At 59.6% G+C, this 18134-nt stretch carries 18 protein-coding genes; 8 read left to right on the top strand and 10 right to left on the bottom strand.

What is annotated here, in order from left to right; all coding sequences use genetic code 11:
• Positions 1-12: 12 nt before the first annotated feature.
• Positions 13-2211, bottom strand: a complete 2199-nt coding sequence (locus G518_RS0119135) for an IPTL-CTERM sorting domain-containing protein (protein WP_028603920.1) — start codon at positions 2209-2211, stop codon at positions 13-15.
• A 167-nt stretch (positions 2212-2378) separates the two neighbouring features.
• On the opposite strand from G518_RS0119135, the gene G518_RS38655 reads away from it, so the two are divergent.
• The 3 genes from G518_RS38655 (at position 2379) to G518_RS0119120 (ending at position 5226) form a co-directional block, all read left to right on the top strand.
• Positions 2379-3335: a helix-turn-helix domain-containing protein gene (locus G518_RS38655; protein ID WP_169457970.1), complete on the top strand. Its 957-nt coding sequence runs from the start codon at positions 2379-2381 to the stop codon at positions 3333-3335.
• 59 nt (positions 3336-3394) lie between these two features.
• On the top strand, positions 3395-4366 hold the full coding sequence (locus G518_RS0119125) for a helix-turn-helix transcriptional regulator (protein WP_028603919.1): 972 nt from the start codon (positions 3395-3397) through the stop codon (positions 4364-4366).
• A 227-nt stretch (positions 4367-4593) separates the two neighbouring features.
• Positions 4594-5226, top strand: a complete 633-nt coding sequence (locus G518_RS0119120; protein ID WP_028603918.1) for a riboflavin synthase — start codon at positions 4594-4596, stop codon at positions 5224-5226.
• A 6-nt stretch (positions 5227-5232) separates the two neighbouring features.
• Here G518_RS0119120 and G518_RS0119115 read toward each other — a convergent pair whose 3' ends face one another.
• Complete coding sequence (locus G518_RS0119115; protein ID WP_028603917.1) at positions 5233-6150, bottom strand: DMT family transporter; 918 nt, start codon at positions 6148-6150, stop codon at positions 5233-5235.
• A gap of 210 nt (positions 6151-6360) precedes the next feature.
• On the opposite strand from G518_RS0119115, the gene G518_RS0119110 reads away from it, so the two are divergent.
• The 4 genes from G518_RS0119110 (at position 6361) to G518_RS0119095 (ending at position 10568) form a co-directional block, all read left to right on the top strand.
• Positions 6361-7749: a phosphomannomutase/phosphoglucomutase gene (locus tag G518_RS0119110; protein ID WP_028603916.1), complete on the top strand. Its 1389-nt coding sequence runs from the start codon at positions 6361-6363 to the stop codon at positions 7747-7749.
• Between the two features lie 95 nt (positions 7750-7844).
• Positions 7845-9104, top strand: coding sequence for a 3-deoxy-D-manno-octulosonic acid transferase (locus G518_RS0119105; RefSeq protein WP_028603915.1), 1260 nt, complete (start codon positions 7845-7847; stop codon positions 9102-9104).
• A gap of 325 nt (positions 9105-9429) precedes the next feature.
• A complete protein-coding gene (gene xrtH / locus G518_RS0119100; protein ID WP_028603914.1) occupies positions 9430-9939 on the top strand; it encodes an exosortase H in 510 nt (169 codons plus the stop codon).
• Positions 9939-10568, top strand: coding sequence for an exosortase H-associated membrane protein (locus G518_RS0119095; protein WP_028603913.1), 630 nt, complete (start codon positions 9939-9941; stop codon positions 10566-10568). Before xrtH ends, G518_RS0119095 begins: the two co-directional genes overlap by 1 nt.
• 21 nt (positions 10569-10589) lie before the next feature.
• On the opposite strand, the gene G518_RS0119090 is transcribed toward G518_RS0119095, so the two are convergent.
• Positions 10590-11234, bottom strand: a complete 645-nt coding sequence (locus G518_RS0119090) for a Rossmann-fold NAD(P)-binding domain-containing protein (RefSeq protein ID WP_028603912.1) — start codon at positions 11232-11234, stop codon at positions 10590-10592.
• A complete protein-coding gene (locus G518_RS0119085; protein ID WP_028603911.1) occupies positions 11231-12031 on the bottom strand; it encodes a glycosyltransferase family 2 protein in 801 nt (266 codons plus the stop codon). Before G518_RS0119085 ends, G518_RS0119090 begins: the two co-directional genes overlap by 4 nt.
• A gap of 18 nt (positions 12032-12049) precedes the next feature.
• On the opposite strand from G518_RS0119085, the gene G518_RS0119080 reads away from it, so the two are divergent.
• Positions 12050-12820, top strand: a complete 771-nt coding sequence (locus G518_RS0119080) for a glycosyltransferase family A protein (RefSeq protein ID WP_028603910.1) — start codon at positions 12050-12052, stop codon at positions 12818-12820.
• On the opposite strand, the gene G518_RS0119075 is transcribed toward G518_RS0119080, so the two are convergent.
• The 6 genes from G518_RS0119075 to G518_RS0119050 form a co-directional block, all read right to left on the bottom strand.
• On the bottom strand, positions 12810-13694 hold the full coding sequence (locus G518_RS0119075; protein WP_028603909.1) for a glycosyltransferase: 885 nt from the start codon (positions 13692-13694) through the stop codon (positions 12810-12812). The two genes, G518_RS0119080 and G518_RS0119075, sit on opposite strands and share 11 nt — an antisense overlap.
• Positions 13687-14883, bottom strand: a complete 1197-nt coding sequence (locus G518_RS0119070) for a glycosyltransferase family protein (protein WP_028603908.1) — start codon at positions 14881-14883, stop codon at positions 13687-13689. Before G518_RS0119070 ends, G518_RS0119075 begins: the two co-directional genes overlap by 8 nt.
• A 43-nt stretch (positions 14884-14926) precedes the next feature.
• A complete protein-coding gene (locus G518_RS0119065) occupies positions 14927-15481 on the bottom strand; it encodes an Ig-like domain-containing protein (protein WP_028603907.1) in 555 nt (184 codons plus the stop codon).
• A gap of 167 nt (positions 15482-15648) precedes the next feature.
• Positions 15649-17007, bottom strand: a complete 1359-nt coding sequence (locus G518_RS0119060; RefSeq protein ID WP_028603906.1) for a TolC family outer membrane protein — start codon at positions 17005-17007, stop codon at positions 15649-15651.
• Positions 17008-17035: 28 nt separating this feature from the next.
• A complete protein-coding gene (locus G518_RS0119055; protein ID WP_028603905.1) occupies positions 17036-17377 on the bottom strand; it encodes a rhodanese-like domain-containing protein in 342 nt (113 codons plus the stop codon).
• A 29-nt stretch (positions 17378-17406) separates the two neighbouring features.
• Complete coding sequence (locus G518_RS0119050; RefSeq protein WP_028603904.1) at positions 17407-18084, bottom strand: protein-L-isoaspartate O-methyltransferase family protein; 678 nt, start codon at positions 18082-18084, stop codon at positions 17407-17409.
• Between the last annotated feature and the right edge of the window lie 50 nt (positions 18085-18134).

Raw genomic sequence — 18134 nt, 5'->3', positions numbered from 1 at the left:
CAAGTCAAGTTTTCAGGCGCGGCGCAGGCGCAGTGCGCTCAGCAGACCAGTCAGCGCGGCCAGCAGGGCCAGCGTCCATTGACCCAGCGTGGGTACGACATGCATAGCTGTGGGTGAGGCGGCAACGGTGATGTCTTGCACGGCGCTGGATGGCAAGTAGAGCTGCGCCGGGTCGCCGGGGTAAGCGGCTGTCAGTTGATGCGTGCCAGCGGTGGGGAAACGTAGACTGCATTGGCCTTGGCCAGTGGTATCCGTGGTGGCAACGCAGCTGGCGCCACCACCGCTCACGTTGACGATGCCGCTAGACAAGGGCGTGTCGCCCACATCAACAGCCACACGCACGGCCACCTCTTCACCTACGCGAGGGGCGGGTGGCGTCAGGCTGATGAAGCGAGTGGTGGTGGTGGTTGCCAGCGCAAAGCGCAGCGTGACCGTGCAGTCCGCAGTGACCGCCGCCGTAGTGACGGTGTTGCCCGAGAAGGTGGCGCCGCAGCCGCTGGCCTCTGTCAGCATGTAGCTGGGTGCGGGCGTGGCGGTGACGGTGGCGCGGCTGCCGCCCACTACGGTTTGCGTGGTGGGGGCGGCGCTTCCGCCGGGGCCGTTGACGGCTGCAGTGACAACCCAGGTTTGCGCGGCTTTTTGCGCCGTGCATTGTGCAGTGGTGCCGCCGCCCGTGCCAGCGCACGACCAGTTCCACGGCCCGGTGCCGGTGACCGCGCTGGCGTTGCCCGCGCTACACAGGTTGGTGGGGGCGATGGCCAGGATCTTGCCGTGGTCGCTTCCGCAGGCACCGTTGCCAGGCGCGACATCGGGGACGAAGGAGGCGTTGATGTAGCAATTGGCGGTGATGCCAGCAACGGTGTAGGTGTTGCCGTTGAGACTACCGGGGCAGTTGGCGTCGATCTGGTTGCGCAGGCGGTAGCCAGGGGCTGGTGTCAGGGTGAACTGCGTACCGCCGCCAGCGGGCAGGATCTGCACACTGCTTGGCGAGATGGTGCCGGTATGGCCGTCGGTAATGATCTCGCCACTGAAGGCGTCGCGCACGGTGGGGGTCACGTCCCAGCTGCCGGTGCAGCCAGTCGCCCAGGGATTGTTGCCGTTGCCCACACGTGGGTCCCAGGCGGCGTTGATGGCCGCGTCGGCACTATTGCGCAGTGGGTTGGGGCACATGATCGCCGAGATGGTGTTGTTGGGCGGCATGGGAGGCGAGCCGACGAGTCGGTTGTTTTGCACCTGGAAGAAGCGCAGCGTGCTGAGGGTGGCCAGGGAGGGAGGAATCTGTCCGGTGAGCTGGTTGTCGCGCACGTAGAAATTTTCTATGCTGGCCAAGCCGCTCAGAGACGGGATGGGGCCGCTCAGCTGGTTGTACTCGACATGGAAACTCCGCAGCTTGCCCAGGCCCGTCAGCGACGGAATCGGGCCGCTCAGTTGGTTGGACGGGGCGAGGAAACTGTCCAGGTTCGCGAGGCTTGCCAACGCGGTGATGGAGGTGAGCCGGTTATTGCCCGCATCGAACAACTGCAATGCAGCAAGGCTTGTGAGATCGGGGATGGGGCCTGTCAGCTTGTTGCCGTTGATGTTGAAGGTCTCCAGCGCCGTTGCGCCCGCCACCGGGCCAATGGTCCCGTCTAGGTCGTTGCCTCCCACGTGGAAAACCTTGAGGCGGGTCAAGCCGGTGAGGGCGGGCGTGGAGCCTGTGAGGTTGCTGCCCCTGACTTCGAAGCTCTCCAACTGGGTGAGGCCCGTGAGGGGTGGAATCGAGCCGCTTAGCTGGTTTTGCCCCAGGCTGACGGTCACTAGCTTGGTCATCCCTGCCAGTGGCGGAATGGGGCCGGTCAACGCGTTCTGAAACAGGTTGAGGGTGGTGAGTTCGCTCAGATTCCCCAGGGACGATGACACCGTACCGGTGAGGTTGTTGAAATTGAGCCTCAGAGCGGTGACGCGCTCACTGCCCGCCGGGCCGGTGCAGGTGACGCCGTGCCAGCTGCATTCGGTGCCGGATGCGCCCGTCCACGGATTGGTGTTGCTGGTGGTGTTGGACCAGTTGGCGCCGCCTGCGCTGTTGTACAAGGCGAGCAAGGCTGTTCGTTCTGCCGCGGGAATGGCTGCCAGCGCGGGCGCGCCAGCCAGTGCGGCCGAGAGCGCCAGCCCCAGCGCAAGTGCGGTTCGGCTGCGGGGGGTGCGGGCGGTGAATGGGATGGAGAGGGGCACGGGAATCGTCCTTTACAAAGAATCCCGGTGATTGTTCTGGGACGCCCCTGACGCGTCTTGGCGAAAAGCGACACTGGACTTGCAGAAAACGACGGACCCTTTGCCGCAAACGACAAGTCCCACGTGCGCCCTCCCGCTGGCTCCACAACGCCCGGATACTGGCCCCTATGAACGAACGTTCTCTCCTTCCTTACTCACCTCCGTCTGCTCGAATTGAGCAAGTGCGCGAGTGCTACGCACGCCAAGGTATGGCGGTGGATATAGACCCGTTGGGCGATGCGCGCGTATTCCGTGTTGACCTGAAGAGCATCCCCTTGAGCGCCAACATTGGCCTGGGTAGCGGAAACGCGACGCCTCACATGGCCCGGCGCAGCCCCGTTATGGCCGCTCGCGAGGGCGTCGACGCGGTGTTGCTCGCGCGCTCCTCACGTCCCTTTGCCTATACCTCCGGCTCGTTGACGCAAGTCGCCTTTACGCCAGGCGACACCCTGGTTGCACCCATGGACGCGGCGTTCGAATGTGTTCACCCCAGCGCTGGCGCCATGCAAACACTGTGGATACAGCGAGCAGCGCTGCCTGCGCTGCTGAACGGTCCGGCGCAGCGCATGGCGAATAGCCCGCATCTGGATCTGCTGTTTAGCTACGCCGCCAGCATCCAGCGTCAAGCGTTGGTTGACGCCCTGGAGCCTGCATTGGCCTCGCAGGCCGCACGCCATCTCACCGACTTGCTGGCTTTGGCGTTCGGTGCGCGCGGCGGTATGGCCGATCTTGCCCATCAGCGCGGTGAACGCAGCGTGCGGCTGGCCGACATGCGCGCTTATATGGGCCACCGCTACAGCGACCCGCAGCTATCGGTAGCCCATTTGAGTCAACGCCACCACATGAGCGTGCGTCAAGTGCAACGGCTATTCGAGGATGCGGGTACCACCTTCACCACCTGCTTGCAAAACCACCGGCTGGATCATGTGCGCCGCGCGCTGACCGACCCGGCGCAAGCAGGCATGCTGATCGCCACCTTGGCCTATAAAGCGGGTTTTTCGGATTTGGCGGCGTTCAATCGCCTCTTTAAACGGCGCTATGGGGCAACCCCGGGGCAAGTAAGGGAGAGCGCGCCTTTCAGTTGACTGACTGGGGTAGCTCATGCTGGAATGGTCAAAACTCCGGTTATACGGCTTCCACAACCATGTCTTCCGTCATTTCTCAGCGCTTTTGCACCGATGTCTTGCCTGCCGTCACCCGTATGGAGCAGATCCGGGAGAGCTACGCACGTCTGGACATGGCTGTGGACTTGGAGCCGCTTGAGGACGAGCGCGCTTTTCGCCTGGACCTGACCAGCACCCGGCTGAACTCCAGTACGAGCTTGGGTGGCGGCTTTTTCAGCCCCTATATATCCGGAAGAAGCCGGGCGATGGCTGCACGTGCAGGCATGGATGCCGTGTGGATTACGCGTTTTTCACAGCCCTACCAATACACTTGTGGCCCATTGGTGCAGACTGAGTTTGCGCCGGGCGACACGCTGCTGGCACCGATGGACGAACCATTCGAGTGCCTCTACCCCACCACCGGTATCGTTCAAACCGTTTGGATGCAGCGCGCAGCAGTGGGCGGGCTGCTGGATCGCCCGGCATCCCGCCTTGGGAACAATCCGCAGTTGGACTTGTTATTCGGCTACGCGGCCAGCATTCAGCGCCAGGAGGTGCTGGATGAGCCCCTGGCCCACCTCGCCGCCACGCACCTGGCCGATCTGCTCACGCTGGCCTTGGGCGCACGCGGCGACGATGCAGATCAAGCGCACCAGCGTGGCGAGCGGGCAGCCCGGTTGGCGGCTTTGCGCGCACAGGTGGCGCGCAGCTACCGCGACCCGCAGCTATCCGTAGTTGATCTGGCCAAGCACCACCACATGAGCGTGCGGCAAGTGCAGAGGATGTTTGAAGAAGATGGCAGCACCTTTACGCTCTACTTGCAGCAATGCCGCCTGGAGCATGTGCGCCGCGCCCTGGCTGATCCTACGCGCGCGCGCCAACTGATTGCCACCATTGCCTACGAGGCAGGGTTTTCTGATCTCGCTGCGTTCAATCGCCTGTTCAAGCAGCGCTTTGGGGTTCCTCCCACCCAGATTCGAGAACTTGCGGTGAATGCGCAGACGCGGCTGTAATCCATTCTGCAATTCATTGCTGTAAATCAGCATGCAGAGTGGCTGCGGACTTTGACCACGCCCAAGCTGAAGGCAAAAATGGAGAAGCCCACATGCCCATAGTGGCACGCTGCTGTCTATAGAATGATGGAGATCACCCGGATCCGCCCGGGTGTCGATATTTAAGATATTTAAAAGCCTTGCAAGCCAGAATTTGCGAGGCTTTTCTCATAGAGAAACGAGGCTCCATGTTCACAGGCATCATCACCGCAGTTGGCCGCATTAGCGAAGTCCGCGATCTGGGCGCTACCAGTGCTCATGGCAAACAGTTGCTCGTTCATACCCCGGCCGGCTATCTGGATGACGTGGCACTGGGTGACAGCATTGCCATCAACGGCGCCTGCATGACAGCTACGGCGATCGATGCATCCGCCGGAAGCTTTGCCATAGATATTTCCGCCGAATCGCTGGCGCGAACCAGTGGGCTGGAACGCCCAGGCCCGGTGAACCTGGAGAAAGCGCTGCGCGCCAATGACCGGCTTGGCGGGCACATTGTGTCAGGCCACGTGGATGGCATTGGAACGGTGTCTCAGTTTGAGCCAGTGGGTGAGAGCTGGCTGCTGTGCATTTTGGCGCCAGTGGGTTTGGCCAAGTATTTCGCGTACAAGGGCTCCATCACCATCAACGGCGTCAGCCTCACGGTCAATCAGGTCGAAGATCTACCCCAGGGCTGCGCCATCAGCATCAACTTGATTCCCCATACTGTGCAAAACACAGCGCTACACGTGCTGGCCAAGGGCGATCAGGTCAATCTTGAGATCGACACGATTGCGCGCTACGTTGAAAGAATGCTTTCCATCGATTCTGGCCAGAAAGGCTAAAAGCTTCTACACCCTCAGCTTGACAAGCCCCGTGGACAATATGGTCCCGCAGATCACCACGCCGCCGCAGAGCAACATCCAGGGGGTGACGGCCTCGCCCAGTAAGGTGGCGCCATAAAGCAAGGCGAATACTGGAATAGTGAACGTGACGGTGAGCGCGCGCGCCGGGCCCAGGTGCTCGATCAGGCGAAAGTACAGTACATACGCCACGCCTGTGCACAAGGCTCCCAGCGCCAATAAGGATCCCCAGGCGGTGAGACTGGGCATCACGGCGGGCCGGTACCAGAGCGCTGGCAGCGCCAAACCCAGGGCGGCCCCAATCTGGCTGCCTGTGGCTAAGGTCAGCGCGGGTACGCCCGTGAGAAATTTCTTGGTGTAGCTGGCGGCCACCGCGTAACTCAGGGTTGCAAGCAGGCATGCCAGCACGGCCCAGCCACTGGCCACGCCAGAGGCCGCTGGCTTGAAGCTGGCTTTATCCCAGGCCAGCATGGCCACTCCGCCAAAGCCGATCATCAGGCCGATCATGCGCGAGCGGCCGGGCGGCTCTTTCAGCCATGTCCAGGCTACCAGGGCGCCAAATAGTGGCACTGTGGCGTTCAGAATGGCAGACAGGCCCGTCGTGATGTGCAACAAAGCAAAGCTGAAACAGGCAAACGGAACTGCAGAGTTAAGTACTCCGCACACGAAAACTGGCCGCCAGTGTTTTTTGAGCTCCAGCCACTGCCCGCGTGCCAGCATGATGGGCAAAAGACATAGTGCGGCCACGGTGACGCGCAGGGCGGCGGTTGGAAGTGCCCCGAATTCCACAGCTGCCTGGCGCATGAACATGAAAGAAGCGCCCCAGATGGCCGCCAGGAGCACGAACTCCAGCACAACAGTGGGCGTGAAAGGGGTCAGGCTGGCGGTGGCGGGGGCTGATGTCATAGCGAAGGTGAGTATGCGCCCGCATATGAGCAGGATCAGCCGCGAATTGATGCTGAATTTCTGCCGATTTCATGCGTATTCCCCATTAATGGGCGATCAGATACCTATCGATGACCCTTGTATGAGTTGTTGCGACGCGCAGAGCGGGCTCGGCCCCTGCCTACAATCCACCTATCCAGCTATTCGGACCGTTGCGCGCGGCCTTACTCCATGCTCCTGCATTCCCCCATTTTCAAGGCCTACGACATTCGAGGCACCACGCCGACGACATTGAACGAACCCGTGGCCGAAGCGCTTGGCCGTGCATTCGGCACGCAGGCTATGGCCTTGGGCGAGCGTACTGTGGCGGTAGGCCGCGACGGACGCCTGTCAGGCCCGGCGCTCTCCGCCGCGCTGATACGGGGGCTGATGGCCGCCGGGGTGGAGGTCATTGACATTGGCATGGCCACCACGCCCATGCTTTACTTTGCAGCCAGCACGCTTTGCAGCAGCGGCATTCAGGTGACCGGCAGCCACAATCCGCGAGACGACAACGGTTTCAAGATGGTGCTGGCTGGAAGGGCCATTTATGGGGAAGATATCCAGGCACTGCGCAAGATGATTGAAGAGCAGAGCTGGCAACTGCGCGATGGCGGGGCTGTCAAGCAGCACGATGTGCTGCCTGACTACCAGGCGCGCATCGTTCAGGACATACGCTTGACTCGGCCCATGAAAATCATCGTTGATGCGGGCAATGGCGTGGCGGGCGCCACCGCTCCTGGCATCTTGCGTGCGATTGGTTGCGAAGTCACCGAATTGTTCTGCGAAGTGGACGGGAATTTCCCCAACCACCATCCTGATCCCAGCAAGCCAGACAACCTGCGTGATGTGATCGCCGCTCTTCAAACCAGTGACGCCGAGTTGGGCCTGGCCTTTGATGGCGATGGTGATCGCTTGGGCATCGTCACCAAAGACGGTGAGAACATTTTTCCTGATCGCCAGATGATGCTGTTCGCGGAAGATGTGCTCTCGCGCGTGCCAGGAGGCACCATCTTGTTTGACGTCAAATGCACGCAACGCCTGGGGCCAGCGATTGCCGCTGCGGGTGGCGTGCCCATGATGTTCCGCACCGGCCATTCGCTCATCAAGGCGAAGATGAAGGAGGTGGGCGCTCCTCTGGGCGGTGAGATGAGTGGCCATATCTTCTTCAAGGAACGCTGGTATGGCTTTGATGACGGCACCTACGCTGCCGGTCGTTTACTGGAAATTCTGAGCCGCCACGTGGATCCAAGCGCCGTGTTGAATGGGTTGCCAAGCAGTTTTTCGACGCCAGAGCTCAATGTGGCTTGCGCGGAAGGCGAACCGCATCTGCTCGCAGCGCAATTGCAGGGCTTGGCCGAAGGCACTTTTTCTGCACCGGCCATCGTGAGCACCATCGATGGCTTGCGGGTTGATTGGCCCGATGGGTTTGGGCTGATCCGCGCCAGCAACACCACGCCGATGCTGGTGCTTCGCTTTGAGGGGCAAACCTCAGAAGCACTGACTCGCATCGAAGGTGAAATGCTGGCCTTGCTGCAGCGGGTGAAGCCAGGAGCGAAGGTCGGGCTCTCAGCGCACTAGTGTCTCGCGGCTTGCGCGTGGGGAGTTCGAAAAAATAGCGGCCCACGTGCAGCCCCACCACTCCGAAACACTTTTCCTATCTACCCACGCACCGGATGCTTCGTGCCACTTACAACCTTGTAGCCTGGCTGGCGCAGCCGCTGCTGCGCCGCAAGCTTCTGCGGCGAGCGCAGGCGGAGCCGGGCTATGGCCAACATGTCAATGAACGCTTTGGTCAGTATGAAGTGGCGCGGCCCGATGGCGACGGGCCACTGGTGTGGATCCATGCAGTGTCACTTGGGGAGACACGTGCCGCTGCCATATTGCTGACTGCGCTTCGCGAGCGTGTTCCGGGCATGCGACTGTTGCTGACAAACGGCACGGCAACCGGGCGCGCTGAAGGGGAAAAACTTCTCCGGCCGGGCGATTTACAGGTCTGGCAACCTTGGGACGAGCGTGGTGCGGTCAGGCGCTTTTTCGCGCACTTTCGGCCTGACATGGGTGTTCTCATGGAAACTGAAATCTGGCCCAATCTTCTATTTGAAAGCTCCGAACAGGGCATTCCGGTGGCGCTGGCCAATGCTCGGCTTTCTGAGAAATCACTGCGGGCAGCAGAACGCGGGGCTTGGCTGATGCGTCCAGCGTATGGTGCCCTGGCTGCTGCATGGGCACAGACCGAAGATGATGCGAAGCGCCTGCGTGCCATTGGTGCCAATCGGGTCAGCGTCTTGGGAAACCTGAAATTCGATGCCCAGCCCGATCACGCGCTGATTGCGCGAGGCCGAGCCTGGCGCGCTGCGGCGTCCAAGCCGGTGGTCATGCTGGCCAGTTCGCGAGAGGGCGAGGAGGCTGAGTTTTTAAAGAACCTTGGGCAGGCTCCTGTTCAGTGGCTCATTGTTCCGCGTCACCCCCAGCGCTTTGACGAAGTGGCGGAGTTGGTTCGCGCCCATGGGCTCAGCTTGAGCCGCCGTTCTTCCTGGGGAGAAGCGGACACGCCCTCGTCAGCAGATGTATGGCTGGGTGACAGCTTGGGCGAGATGGCTGCGTACTACTCACTGGCCGATGTGGCCTTGCTCGGTGGCAGCTTTGAGCCCTTGGGCGGTCAGAACCTGATTGAAGCTGCCGCCTGCGGTTGTCCGGTGTTGATGGGGCCGCACACCTTTAATTTCCATGAAGCTGCGCATTTGGCAGAAAACGCCGGCGCTGCGAAACGCGTACCTGATATTTCCGCGGCCCTAAGCGCTGCGAGGTATCTGGTTGGAGATGTGGCGGCTAACGCTGCCATGCGAGATGCTGGATTGGCATTTGCCGCCGAGCATCGGGGTGCTGCAGTCCACATGGCTGATGCGGTGGCCCTGCTGCTTAGCGAAAAATAGGTCCCTGAGGCGTCCCTCGGGACGCTAAACATGGGGCTTCGCCGAGCCTAGGGGATTCCCTTCTATATTTTTGCAAAACAATGCGCGTTAATTCAAACGTGCACGTCCAAAAAAATAGGGAATTCCCCCTCGTTGCGCTACGAGAAAGGGCCAATAAACCTTGAAGCTCTATATCATCTGCATACATTCCCTTGCTAGGAATGCTCTAAAAATAAGCGAGCAGCGTGCGTTATGAGTAGAAATGGATTGAGACCGCACAGCGATCTTTTTTTGGAGCGAGCCTGAATAGGACACTCTTTGCCCATTAACTGGACTGGATGGTCACGTGCTTCGTTTTTTTCTGATATTTCTCGCCGTTCAGGCCACGCTGTTTGGCGTTGAGATGTTGCACCCGGTGCAGCAGGCGATCGTCGATCCCTGGACGGGTTTGGTCGCCAAGGGAAGTGCAGTGGTGGTTCATATGTTTGATCCCACCGTTATTTCTTATGGGCGTGTGCTGCAAAGTGCGAAGACCGGCTTTGGCGTTTCCATTGAGCCGGGGTGCAACGGGGTGGAAGCGACCATCGTGCTGGTGGCGGCCATGCTGGCTTTTCCGTCAAGCTGGAAAATGAAAGCCTGGGGAATTGGCCTGGGTTTTATCGCCGTACAGTTCGTCAATCTGCTGCGCGTAGTGAGCTTGTTCTTTATCGGCCAGTGGAATCTGGAGGTATTCGAGTTTGCCCATTTGTATATGTGGCAAGCGCTGATCATGCTTGATGTCTTGGTGGTATGGCTGCTCTGGATGCGGGTGGTCGCAAGGCATGACCGTTCTCCGGCTCAACCGGTGGCGGCGTAATGCGAGCAACGCTGATCGGGCGCTTCCTGCTGCTGGCCATTATTGGCCTCATGGTGTTGCTGCCTCTGTGGTACTGGGCAGCACCTTGGCTGGCAGCGGCCCCTATCTGGCTGGCTGGCACCGTGATGACGAACCTTTTTCCCTGGGCAGACAGCTTTGAGCAGAAGGGGGTCATGGGGGTGCTCCACACATTGGTGCAGGTGCGGATGAAAGGCCCCCAGGGCGATGTGCTGGGTGAGTTGACGCCTGAGGCCAGTTACCCCACCTACGGCTATGGTCTGGTGCTTCTGTGGGCTATGTTGATAGCTTCCCGCCCCCGCCGCTGGTGGCTCAAGGGCTTGTTTGGCAGCCTGTTACTGGTGCCCGCTCAGGCTTTTTGCCTTTGTTTTCAGTGGCTACGAGATGTGGTGATTTATTCCGGTGCCTCCGGTGCGGCCTATCTGAAGTATCCGGGTTGGGCAAACGAAGTCGTGGTCTACGGGTATCAGTTTGGCTTCCTGATGCTGACACCAGTCGCTCCCATTTTGCTTTGGCTCATGTTCGATAAGCAGTTTGTGGCAGCTCTATGGCTTGAGGCCGCGTTGTCAGATAAGCCAAAACCTGCGCGCGAGCGCGCGCGGATGGATTAGAGAACGTGTAGAACAAACCCCTCACGCGGCCATAGTGCCGTGGTGGTGGGTGACGATGTCTGGCAACACGCAGATATCAAAGCCCAGGCGGCGCAGTGTCATGCAGGCCCAGAAATCTTCTGAAAGATATTCACCTTCGTGTACGCCCACGCCAAACACATCGTAGTGAATGGCTGAGCCACCGTCGCCGCGCAGTGTCTTCATGCGTTGATAGACCCGGCCCTGTGCAATGGCGTCTTCCACCAGTGCCGTGACGGCTTGGCGTGAAAGCATCAGCGCTGCGGTGCCAATGCGGTCCACCAGCAGGGTGGGGCCGCTCTCGCCAACCACACGTCCGATGTTGAAAATGCGAGCACCTTCGGCATTTCGTCCCTTCAGCGCTACGGGGGCACCAATGACATCCCGCTGCTCCGACAGCATCATCTGGAGGCTGGCTGCGGAAAGCGAGACATCAGCGTCCAGGAACAGAAGGTGGGTCAGGTCGGTCCGATGATGGAACATCGATAGTATGGTGTTTCGGGCCCGCGTGATCAGGCTTTCATTGCCCAGTGTGGCGAGCGCAAAGCGAATCCCCGCCTTTTGATAATCGAGCAGCGAGTGCACGAAATCCATATGCATCATGCCTGCATACGCAGGCGTTCCTATCATGATGTGTGTTTCGCTCATGAGGCACTCTGCGGACGATATTTCTCGGATCTGCCCATGATCTGCGACTGGACTTCCTGCAGGCGCTCAAGCTGGGGCTGGTCGTAGCGGTGATAGCGTTCCAGCAGAGCAAGGTTGGATGCGTACTGGGCAGCGTGGGTTTCGCGGTCTCTTGACCGGGGGTGATGCAAGTGCAATGCAATTGCATCGTCAAATTCGAGCGTTGCAAGCCGGGCGCGTTGAACTTTGTATGAGAAGGCGTCGTCTTCACCGCCCCAGCCTACGAAGCGCTCGTCCCATCCACCCAGTTTGAGAAAAGCGTCGCGGCGGATGGCGAATGCGCCGCCGCACAGAGGGGCAGTCTCACCTTGCATCTGCCGGGTGCTCGCCGTGCCGGGCATCCGCTGCAAGGCAGTTTGGTCACCAGCGCGCAGATGCGCCGTTGTCTCGGGAGAAAGATCGAGCACTTGGCGATAAGGCTTCACCATTTGGGTGTTCCGCAGGCAATGCTCGACCGAGCGCGGCAACATATCAGGGATCAGCAGATCGGCATCCGTGAACACGATGACCGGAGCGTTGGAGCGCCGTACGCCTATGTTCAGTCCCCAGGCTTTGTTAAAGGAGCCCGCGTTGTAGGCAAAAAGCACAGCGCAATTGGGATGCGGGAGAGGCCCTCCCAGGCTGGGCAAACCATCTTGCTCCACGATTAAGACGGGCCACTCGGGCGTTTCAGCCAGGAAGGCCAGGACCGTGAGCAGGTTGGCATGGCGAACGCCGCTCGGGTCGCCTCGATAGGTCAAAATGATGTTTGCTGACATAGAGAGTATTTGCTACGCATGCTTATTTCCTGCCTCACCATCACCCAGCCAGGTCGGCTACATCTGTTGCGGGAGTCTGTGGGCGATTTTGCCCGGCAAACGTATCAGGCGAAAGAGTTGATCATCTTGCACGATGGCGATTTAGCGTTTGACCAGGAAGTGCGGGAGATTGCGGCGCAGCAGAGTCGCCCTGACAGCATCAGTGTGCATGCGGTGTCGCCCATGCCACTGGGCGCGTTACGCAACGCAGCGGGTGCATTCGCGCGCGGCGATCTCATCTGCCAGTGGGATGACGACGACCGGTTCCATCCGCAAAGGCTTCAGGTGCAGCAGGAGGCGTTGTGTCGTGAGAGCGCAGATTTTTGTTTTCTGAGCGACCAGTTGCACCTCTATAGAGATTCGGGGGATTTGTTTTGGGATGACTGGCATGCTCAGCCCTACCCACTCAACTTCATCCAGGGCACCCTGATGGGGCGGCGCGAGAAAATGCCGGTCTACCCTGATCTTGTGCGTGGAGAAGATACCGGGGCTTGCCTCGATATTCTCAGATCAGGTCATAAGATTTGCAGGCTGCGAGACCATGGATGGTGCTATGTGTATGTGCACCATGGCAGCAATGCATGGCCTGACACGCATCACCGGGCCATCTCACAAGGCAATGCGCTTTCAGCAGCCAGGCTCATGGCTCGGCTAGGGGGCGTGCGTGAGCGCTTGGCTGAATATGCTCCACCCGTCCAGGCGTTGGCGCTGAAGGATCGGTCGGGCAGCATGGCATTTCCTATTCGGTAGACGCCTCCTGGATAACGCCAGGCTCCAGAAACGGCAAGGCCAGCTTGGCGTAGGTGGAGTTCGCCGTGCGCACATAAGACTCATTCAGCAAGCCTTCGTGGAACGCGCTGAAATCGGTGCGATCAGGGCTCCACCAAAGATGCGCCCACAAATGAATGCTGCACAGACCTGGCGGCACGGGTGCGTCTTCCTCGAAAAGACTCGCGATGCCCTGACGATTAGCCGGAAATCCATAGAACCACCACCAGGGTGCCACACGCAGATTCGCTGGCGAACGGGACCACAAAAGGCTGGCGGCCTGGCACGAGTGACGGCTCCAGGTGCCGTCAAAGGTATCTACGGCGTTGCCTAGCCAGTCACTCAGGAATTTCGCCCCTGGGCGCGCAATGATCACGGCATTGCATAGGGATGGCCGCTGAATGCCGGTTAGTGGGTCACGCGTTGGAGATTCTTCGCCGAGCACACAATCGTGTTGGTATAGCGTGCTGGGATAGGGGCGCACGAAGAGGGTGTCCATATCGGCATAAACCCCGCCATGCTCCACCAAGGCGCGCAAACGTATGAAGTCTGCCTCGTGAGCATAGCTAAGGCCTGCACTAGCAATAAAGCGGCCTTCCCCCGTTTCTTGATATCGCGCTGGATCAAACCCGGGGGTGTGCTCGTCCACTTGATGCAAGATCAATTCTGGTGCAATGCGGTCCCACCACGCGCCATACGGCAAATTTCGGTAATGAAGATGTATCTTGCTTGCTGGGTGCACACGCCGGCATGAACGCAGGCACAAGTAGTGCATCAAATGGAAGGGATCGTCCTGGGGCTTCAACCCAAAAACAAAATGAAACGCTGGCGGTTCTGCGGGCAGGTTTTCAGGCATGAAGAACGGCGCCTAACTGCGCAGTGATCACAGGCTCTGCAAAGCGGTTGGCAATATCGGCGGCGATGGCCTGCGCCGCCGTTCTTCGGTGCTGAGCGTCGGTCATAGCGTTTTGCCATGCTTTGACCATCCCTTCAAAATCAGGCTCGGCCCAACGCTGGGGAGGCCAGAATAAAGGTGCAGAAGGGGGCCAAACGGGCACTGCGCGCATGCTGAAGGGGATAGCACCGGGCCAATCGGAGCCGAGGTAATCTAGTTGACCGCCCCATCCTGTGGCGAGTACTGGGGTACCACGTGTGGCAGCGTCGAAGATTCCCATTCCCCAACCTTCACCGCGCGAAGCAGAGACATAGCAATCCCCCAGGGCGTGCAGCATATCTATCCCTCGGCCTGATAACTCGTAAGGCAGCAGACAAATCTGCGCTTGCGCGCCGCCGCTGGCAGAAGTGATATCCGCAATAGCGTCATTGGCAAGTGCTGAAGTGTCCTGCCATGGGTAGAAAGGGGCTGCTCCGTAGCCTTGCTCGCTTGTTTTCAGTATCAGCGTGACTGGAGAATCCGCCGAGAATGCCTCAAGGTAGCTTCGCAGCAGCCCAATGTTATTTTTACGCGGGTCCCAACTATTGATCGAATAGAAAATGAAGTGATCAGGTGGAATACCCAGCGATGCACGCATGGCATTGAGTTCCGTCACAGTGAAATCATTCCAGGCGTGGCGCCGGATATGTGGAATGACGTGTACGGGAGGGCGGAGATACGCCTTGCTGAATGTCTGCTCATTGAGCTGGCAGGGCACGCAGATGGCATCGGCCAGATCGAGCCAAGGCTTCCAGTGCGGTGGCAGAGCGTCAGCTTCCCAGGTCGTGTAGCCCACGTTCCTTTTGCCGCCCTCGAAAAATTGGGGCCATTGGTCAGGCCCGGTGTGGGCGAAAACCGTGGAGTAGTCGAGCGGCCTAGAGGTGGCTGCCCGGATAGCGGAAAGATCTTGAAGAGCGGTATCGTCTCGCGCCAAATTCAGCAGAGGCGGAGTATCTGTGGGCTGCAGGGGAACGAAGTGCTTACCGTTGTAGGCGAGTGGTACCCAGTGAACCTGCCACCCTGCATTCAGCAGGCCGCGCAAATACGCTAACCCTGAACTGCCATATCCAGAGGAGTCAAAATAGGAGTAAAACTTGACGCCATAACTCATTCGCAGCTAGTCGGGGCGTGATCCCAATTTTTGTTGAAACTACTCAATCTTCTTTTTTGGGCCGGCGTCTCGCGCCAAGCAGTGCAACCAGTGCACCCAGGCCTCCAATAGCAAGTGGAGCCAAGGTCGGCACTGCCGTGACTGGTGCCGGTGGTGGGGGCGGCGGTGCACCCACAGTAATAGTGACAGTGGCCGTGGTGTTTGAACCGGCGACCACGTCGTCCAGGTTGTAGGTCAGCGTGGTGGTGCCGCTAAATCCCGGAGCCGGGAAAAAAGTTAGCAGGCCGTCATAGTTCAAGTTGGCGACGCCTGCGGAAGCTGGAGGCTCCGTGAGCATGACAACCGTATAGGTATTGCCCGGCGTGATGGAATCGTTATCGGTGACATTAACACCGCTCAACGGGGTATTTAGGGGTGTCGTGTAGGAGTCGTTGGTCGCAGGGGCAGCCAAGACAGGTGCACCGGCACCCGCAGCGAGCAGGCCTAGCCCTACAAGAACGGCCGGTTTAACCACTCTCAAGCCTCCAGCAGCAAGCCCAGTAGGTTTGGCGGTCTCGGCAGCACCACTATTCAGCAGATTCTTGTCAGAGTTTTCCATTTTCACTTCCATCACGCGCAGTTAACCAGATGGTAGGTGTTGGTTCGTAGTTGCGCAAGTGGCAAAAAAACAGCACTGCCGATCACCTCGATCTCAAGGTTTCAAAAGCATCTTCATCAATTCGATTACTTTTCGCTACGAATCAGGTGTTATCCGCGCTCTGGCTATTAACGAACCAGCATTTGATTGATTGGAGCCAGATCGTCTGGCGTGAGTGCTCCGCTTGCTTGCTTCAGGCGCAACAGGCCAACCAGAACGTCATAGCGCGCCTTGGCCAGATCCCGTTTGGTTTGATAGAGCTGGCTTTGCGCGTTCAATACGTCAATATTGATGCGCACTCCCACCTGATAGCCCAGGAGATTGGCTTCTAAAGCTGTCTGGCTCGATTTTTCTGCCGCTTCAAGAGCCATCACCTGTCCGGCACCTGATTGCACTCCAAAGAACGCTGCCCGCGTGGCCTGAGCCCATGCCCGTTGTGCATTGTCGAGATCGGAGCGTGCCTTGTCTTCTAACGCCAGCGTTTCACGAATACGGTTTTGCACGGAAAAGCCAGCGAAAAGTGGCCAGTTCAGCACTACGCCGACGCCGGCGACGCGATTGCGATAGTCGCTAGAGGGTGCGGCTGCAATGGCGGGGTTGCCTTTCGGGTAGTGGGTGAGGCCCACATTGGCTTGCAGGTCCACTGTGGGCAGATGCCCGGTCTTGGCCTTGGCAGTTTCCAGTCGGGCCACGTCAAGGGCCAAGCGGGCTTGCATGACGGCGGGGTGTTGCTCCGTGGCGAGGGCTACCCAGGCGTTGATATCGGGTGGACTCAGCGGTGGCAGTTGGATGGGTTGGGCCAACGCCTTCGGTGTGACGCCAACACGCCCTACCAATTGATCAAGAGCCAGCTGTTTGACGTGTTGGTCGTTCTCTGCGGCAATTTCTTGCGCCCGGATGAGGTCAAAGCGAGCTTGCGCTTCACGGCTGTCGGTGATGGTGGCGTTGCCGACATCAAAATTCCGTTTGGCAGATTCGAGCTGTTCCGCGACCGATGCCTTCAGCGCCCGCACGAACGTAAGTGAATCCTGGGCACCCAATACATCGAAGTAAGCCTGGCTTAGGCGAATGATCAAGTCCTGGCCAGATGCATCGACCTGCTGACGCGCCACCTCCGCCTGTTTCTTGCCTTGATCCCAGGTGATGCGGTTGGCAGGCCGGTAAAGCGGCTGAGAACCCACCAGGGACCCATTGAAAACGTCAGTGCCTTGTTGGATGGAATTGGGCCCAACCTCGGTTTTGGTCCAGTTGCGGTTTGCTCCGGCTTGCAGCCCCAGTTGAGGCAAGAGGCCCGCCTGAGCCTGATCGGCGCGTGCCGCGCTGGCCTCCGCCTGGGAGCGGGCTGACTGAAATGCCGCGTCAAAGCCGGACGCAACCGAGTAGAGCTCCATCAGCGACTGGCCCCAGGCCGCAGGGCTCATGAGGGCGGTGGTGAAGAGGGCGCATGCCAGCCATACAGGCGAGGAGCGGCGAGATGGCACGCGCATCCGGGGGGGCTTTCGGAAAAATCAGTGACTAGTAGCGCGGCACCGAGGGGTCGAATTGCAGCGACCAGGCGTCGATGCCACCCGCAATATTGACCACGTGGGCGAAGCCCTGGCGTGTCAGGAACACAGCCACATTCATGCTGCGCGCACCATGGTGGCACAGCACGGCCACCGGGCGATCAGGGTCAAACTCGGCCAGCCGTGATGGAATGGTTTGCATGGACATCTGCAGGAGTTCTGCGCCAGGGAGTGACACACTGGCAGCATTCCATTCAGCGGGTTCGCGCACATCGAGCAGCAAGGGCTCGCCATGCTCGCGTATAGCATCGAACCAGGCGGGCAACTGGTCCGGATTGATTTGCTCGATCATGGGTCTAAGCTGAGGTGGAGCTGATTTTCTTAGAACCGAAAGCGAGTTGGCTCTGGGAAGTGGAGCAAACGCGATGCAACGACATCCCAAGGCTGTGTGGTAACCCAGCCACCGGCTTCAGCGCGGCGCGCCAGCGTGGCCCGCATCATGGGTTCGTCACCGACGATAGCCATCAATCGGCCACCAGGTTTGAGCAATTCCAGCATCGATTCTGGCAGCTGGGCGACTGAGCCCGAGAGCACGATGGCATCGAAGGGGCCGTCTGCCGAGAGGTTGGCTTGGGCGCCATCTGCGACCCTTACCTCCACGTTCATGACGCCAGCGCGCTGAAGATTGGCATGCGCCGTGGCGGCCAAGCCCGAGTCAATCTCAAGCGAAAGCACGCGCTGCGCGCGATGACCAAGCAAAGCTGCCATGAAGCCAGAGCCGGTGCCGATCTCCAGGACTTTTTCGTGTTTTTGTACGTTGAGGTCCTGGAGCATGCGCGCTTCCACGCGCGGCGCGAGCATGACCTGGCCTTGGGCAATGGCGGTTTCGTCGTCCTTGAGGGGAATTTCCAGGTCCGCGAAGGCCAGCGCACGGTGCACTTGCGGTACGAATTCTTCGCGTCGCACCACGGAAAGCAGATCCAGCACATGGGCGTCGAGCACGTCCCAGGGACGTATCTGCTGCTCAATCATGTTGAAGCGGGCCTGTTCCAGATTCATCGCGGTTCCAAGGAGTTATTAGGGGGCAAACAACCAATTTTACCGGTGGT

The organism is Ottowia thiooxydans DSM 14619, from assembly GCF_000422885.1.
Lineage (GTDB): Bacteria > Pseudomonadota > Gammaproteobacteria > Burkholderiales > Burkholderiaceae_C > Ottowia > Ottowia thiooxydans.
This window is presented reverse-complemented; position numbering and strand designations above follow the sequence as displayed.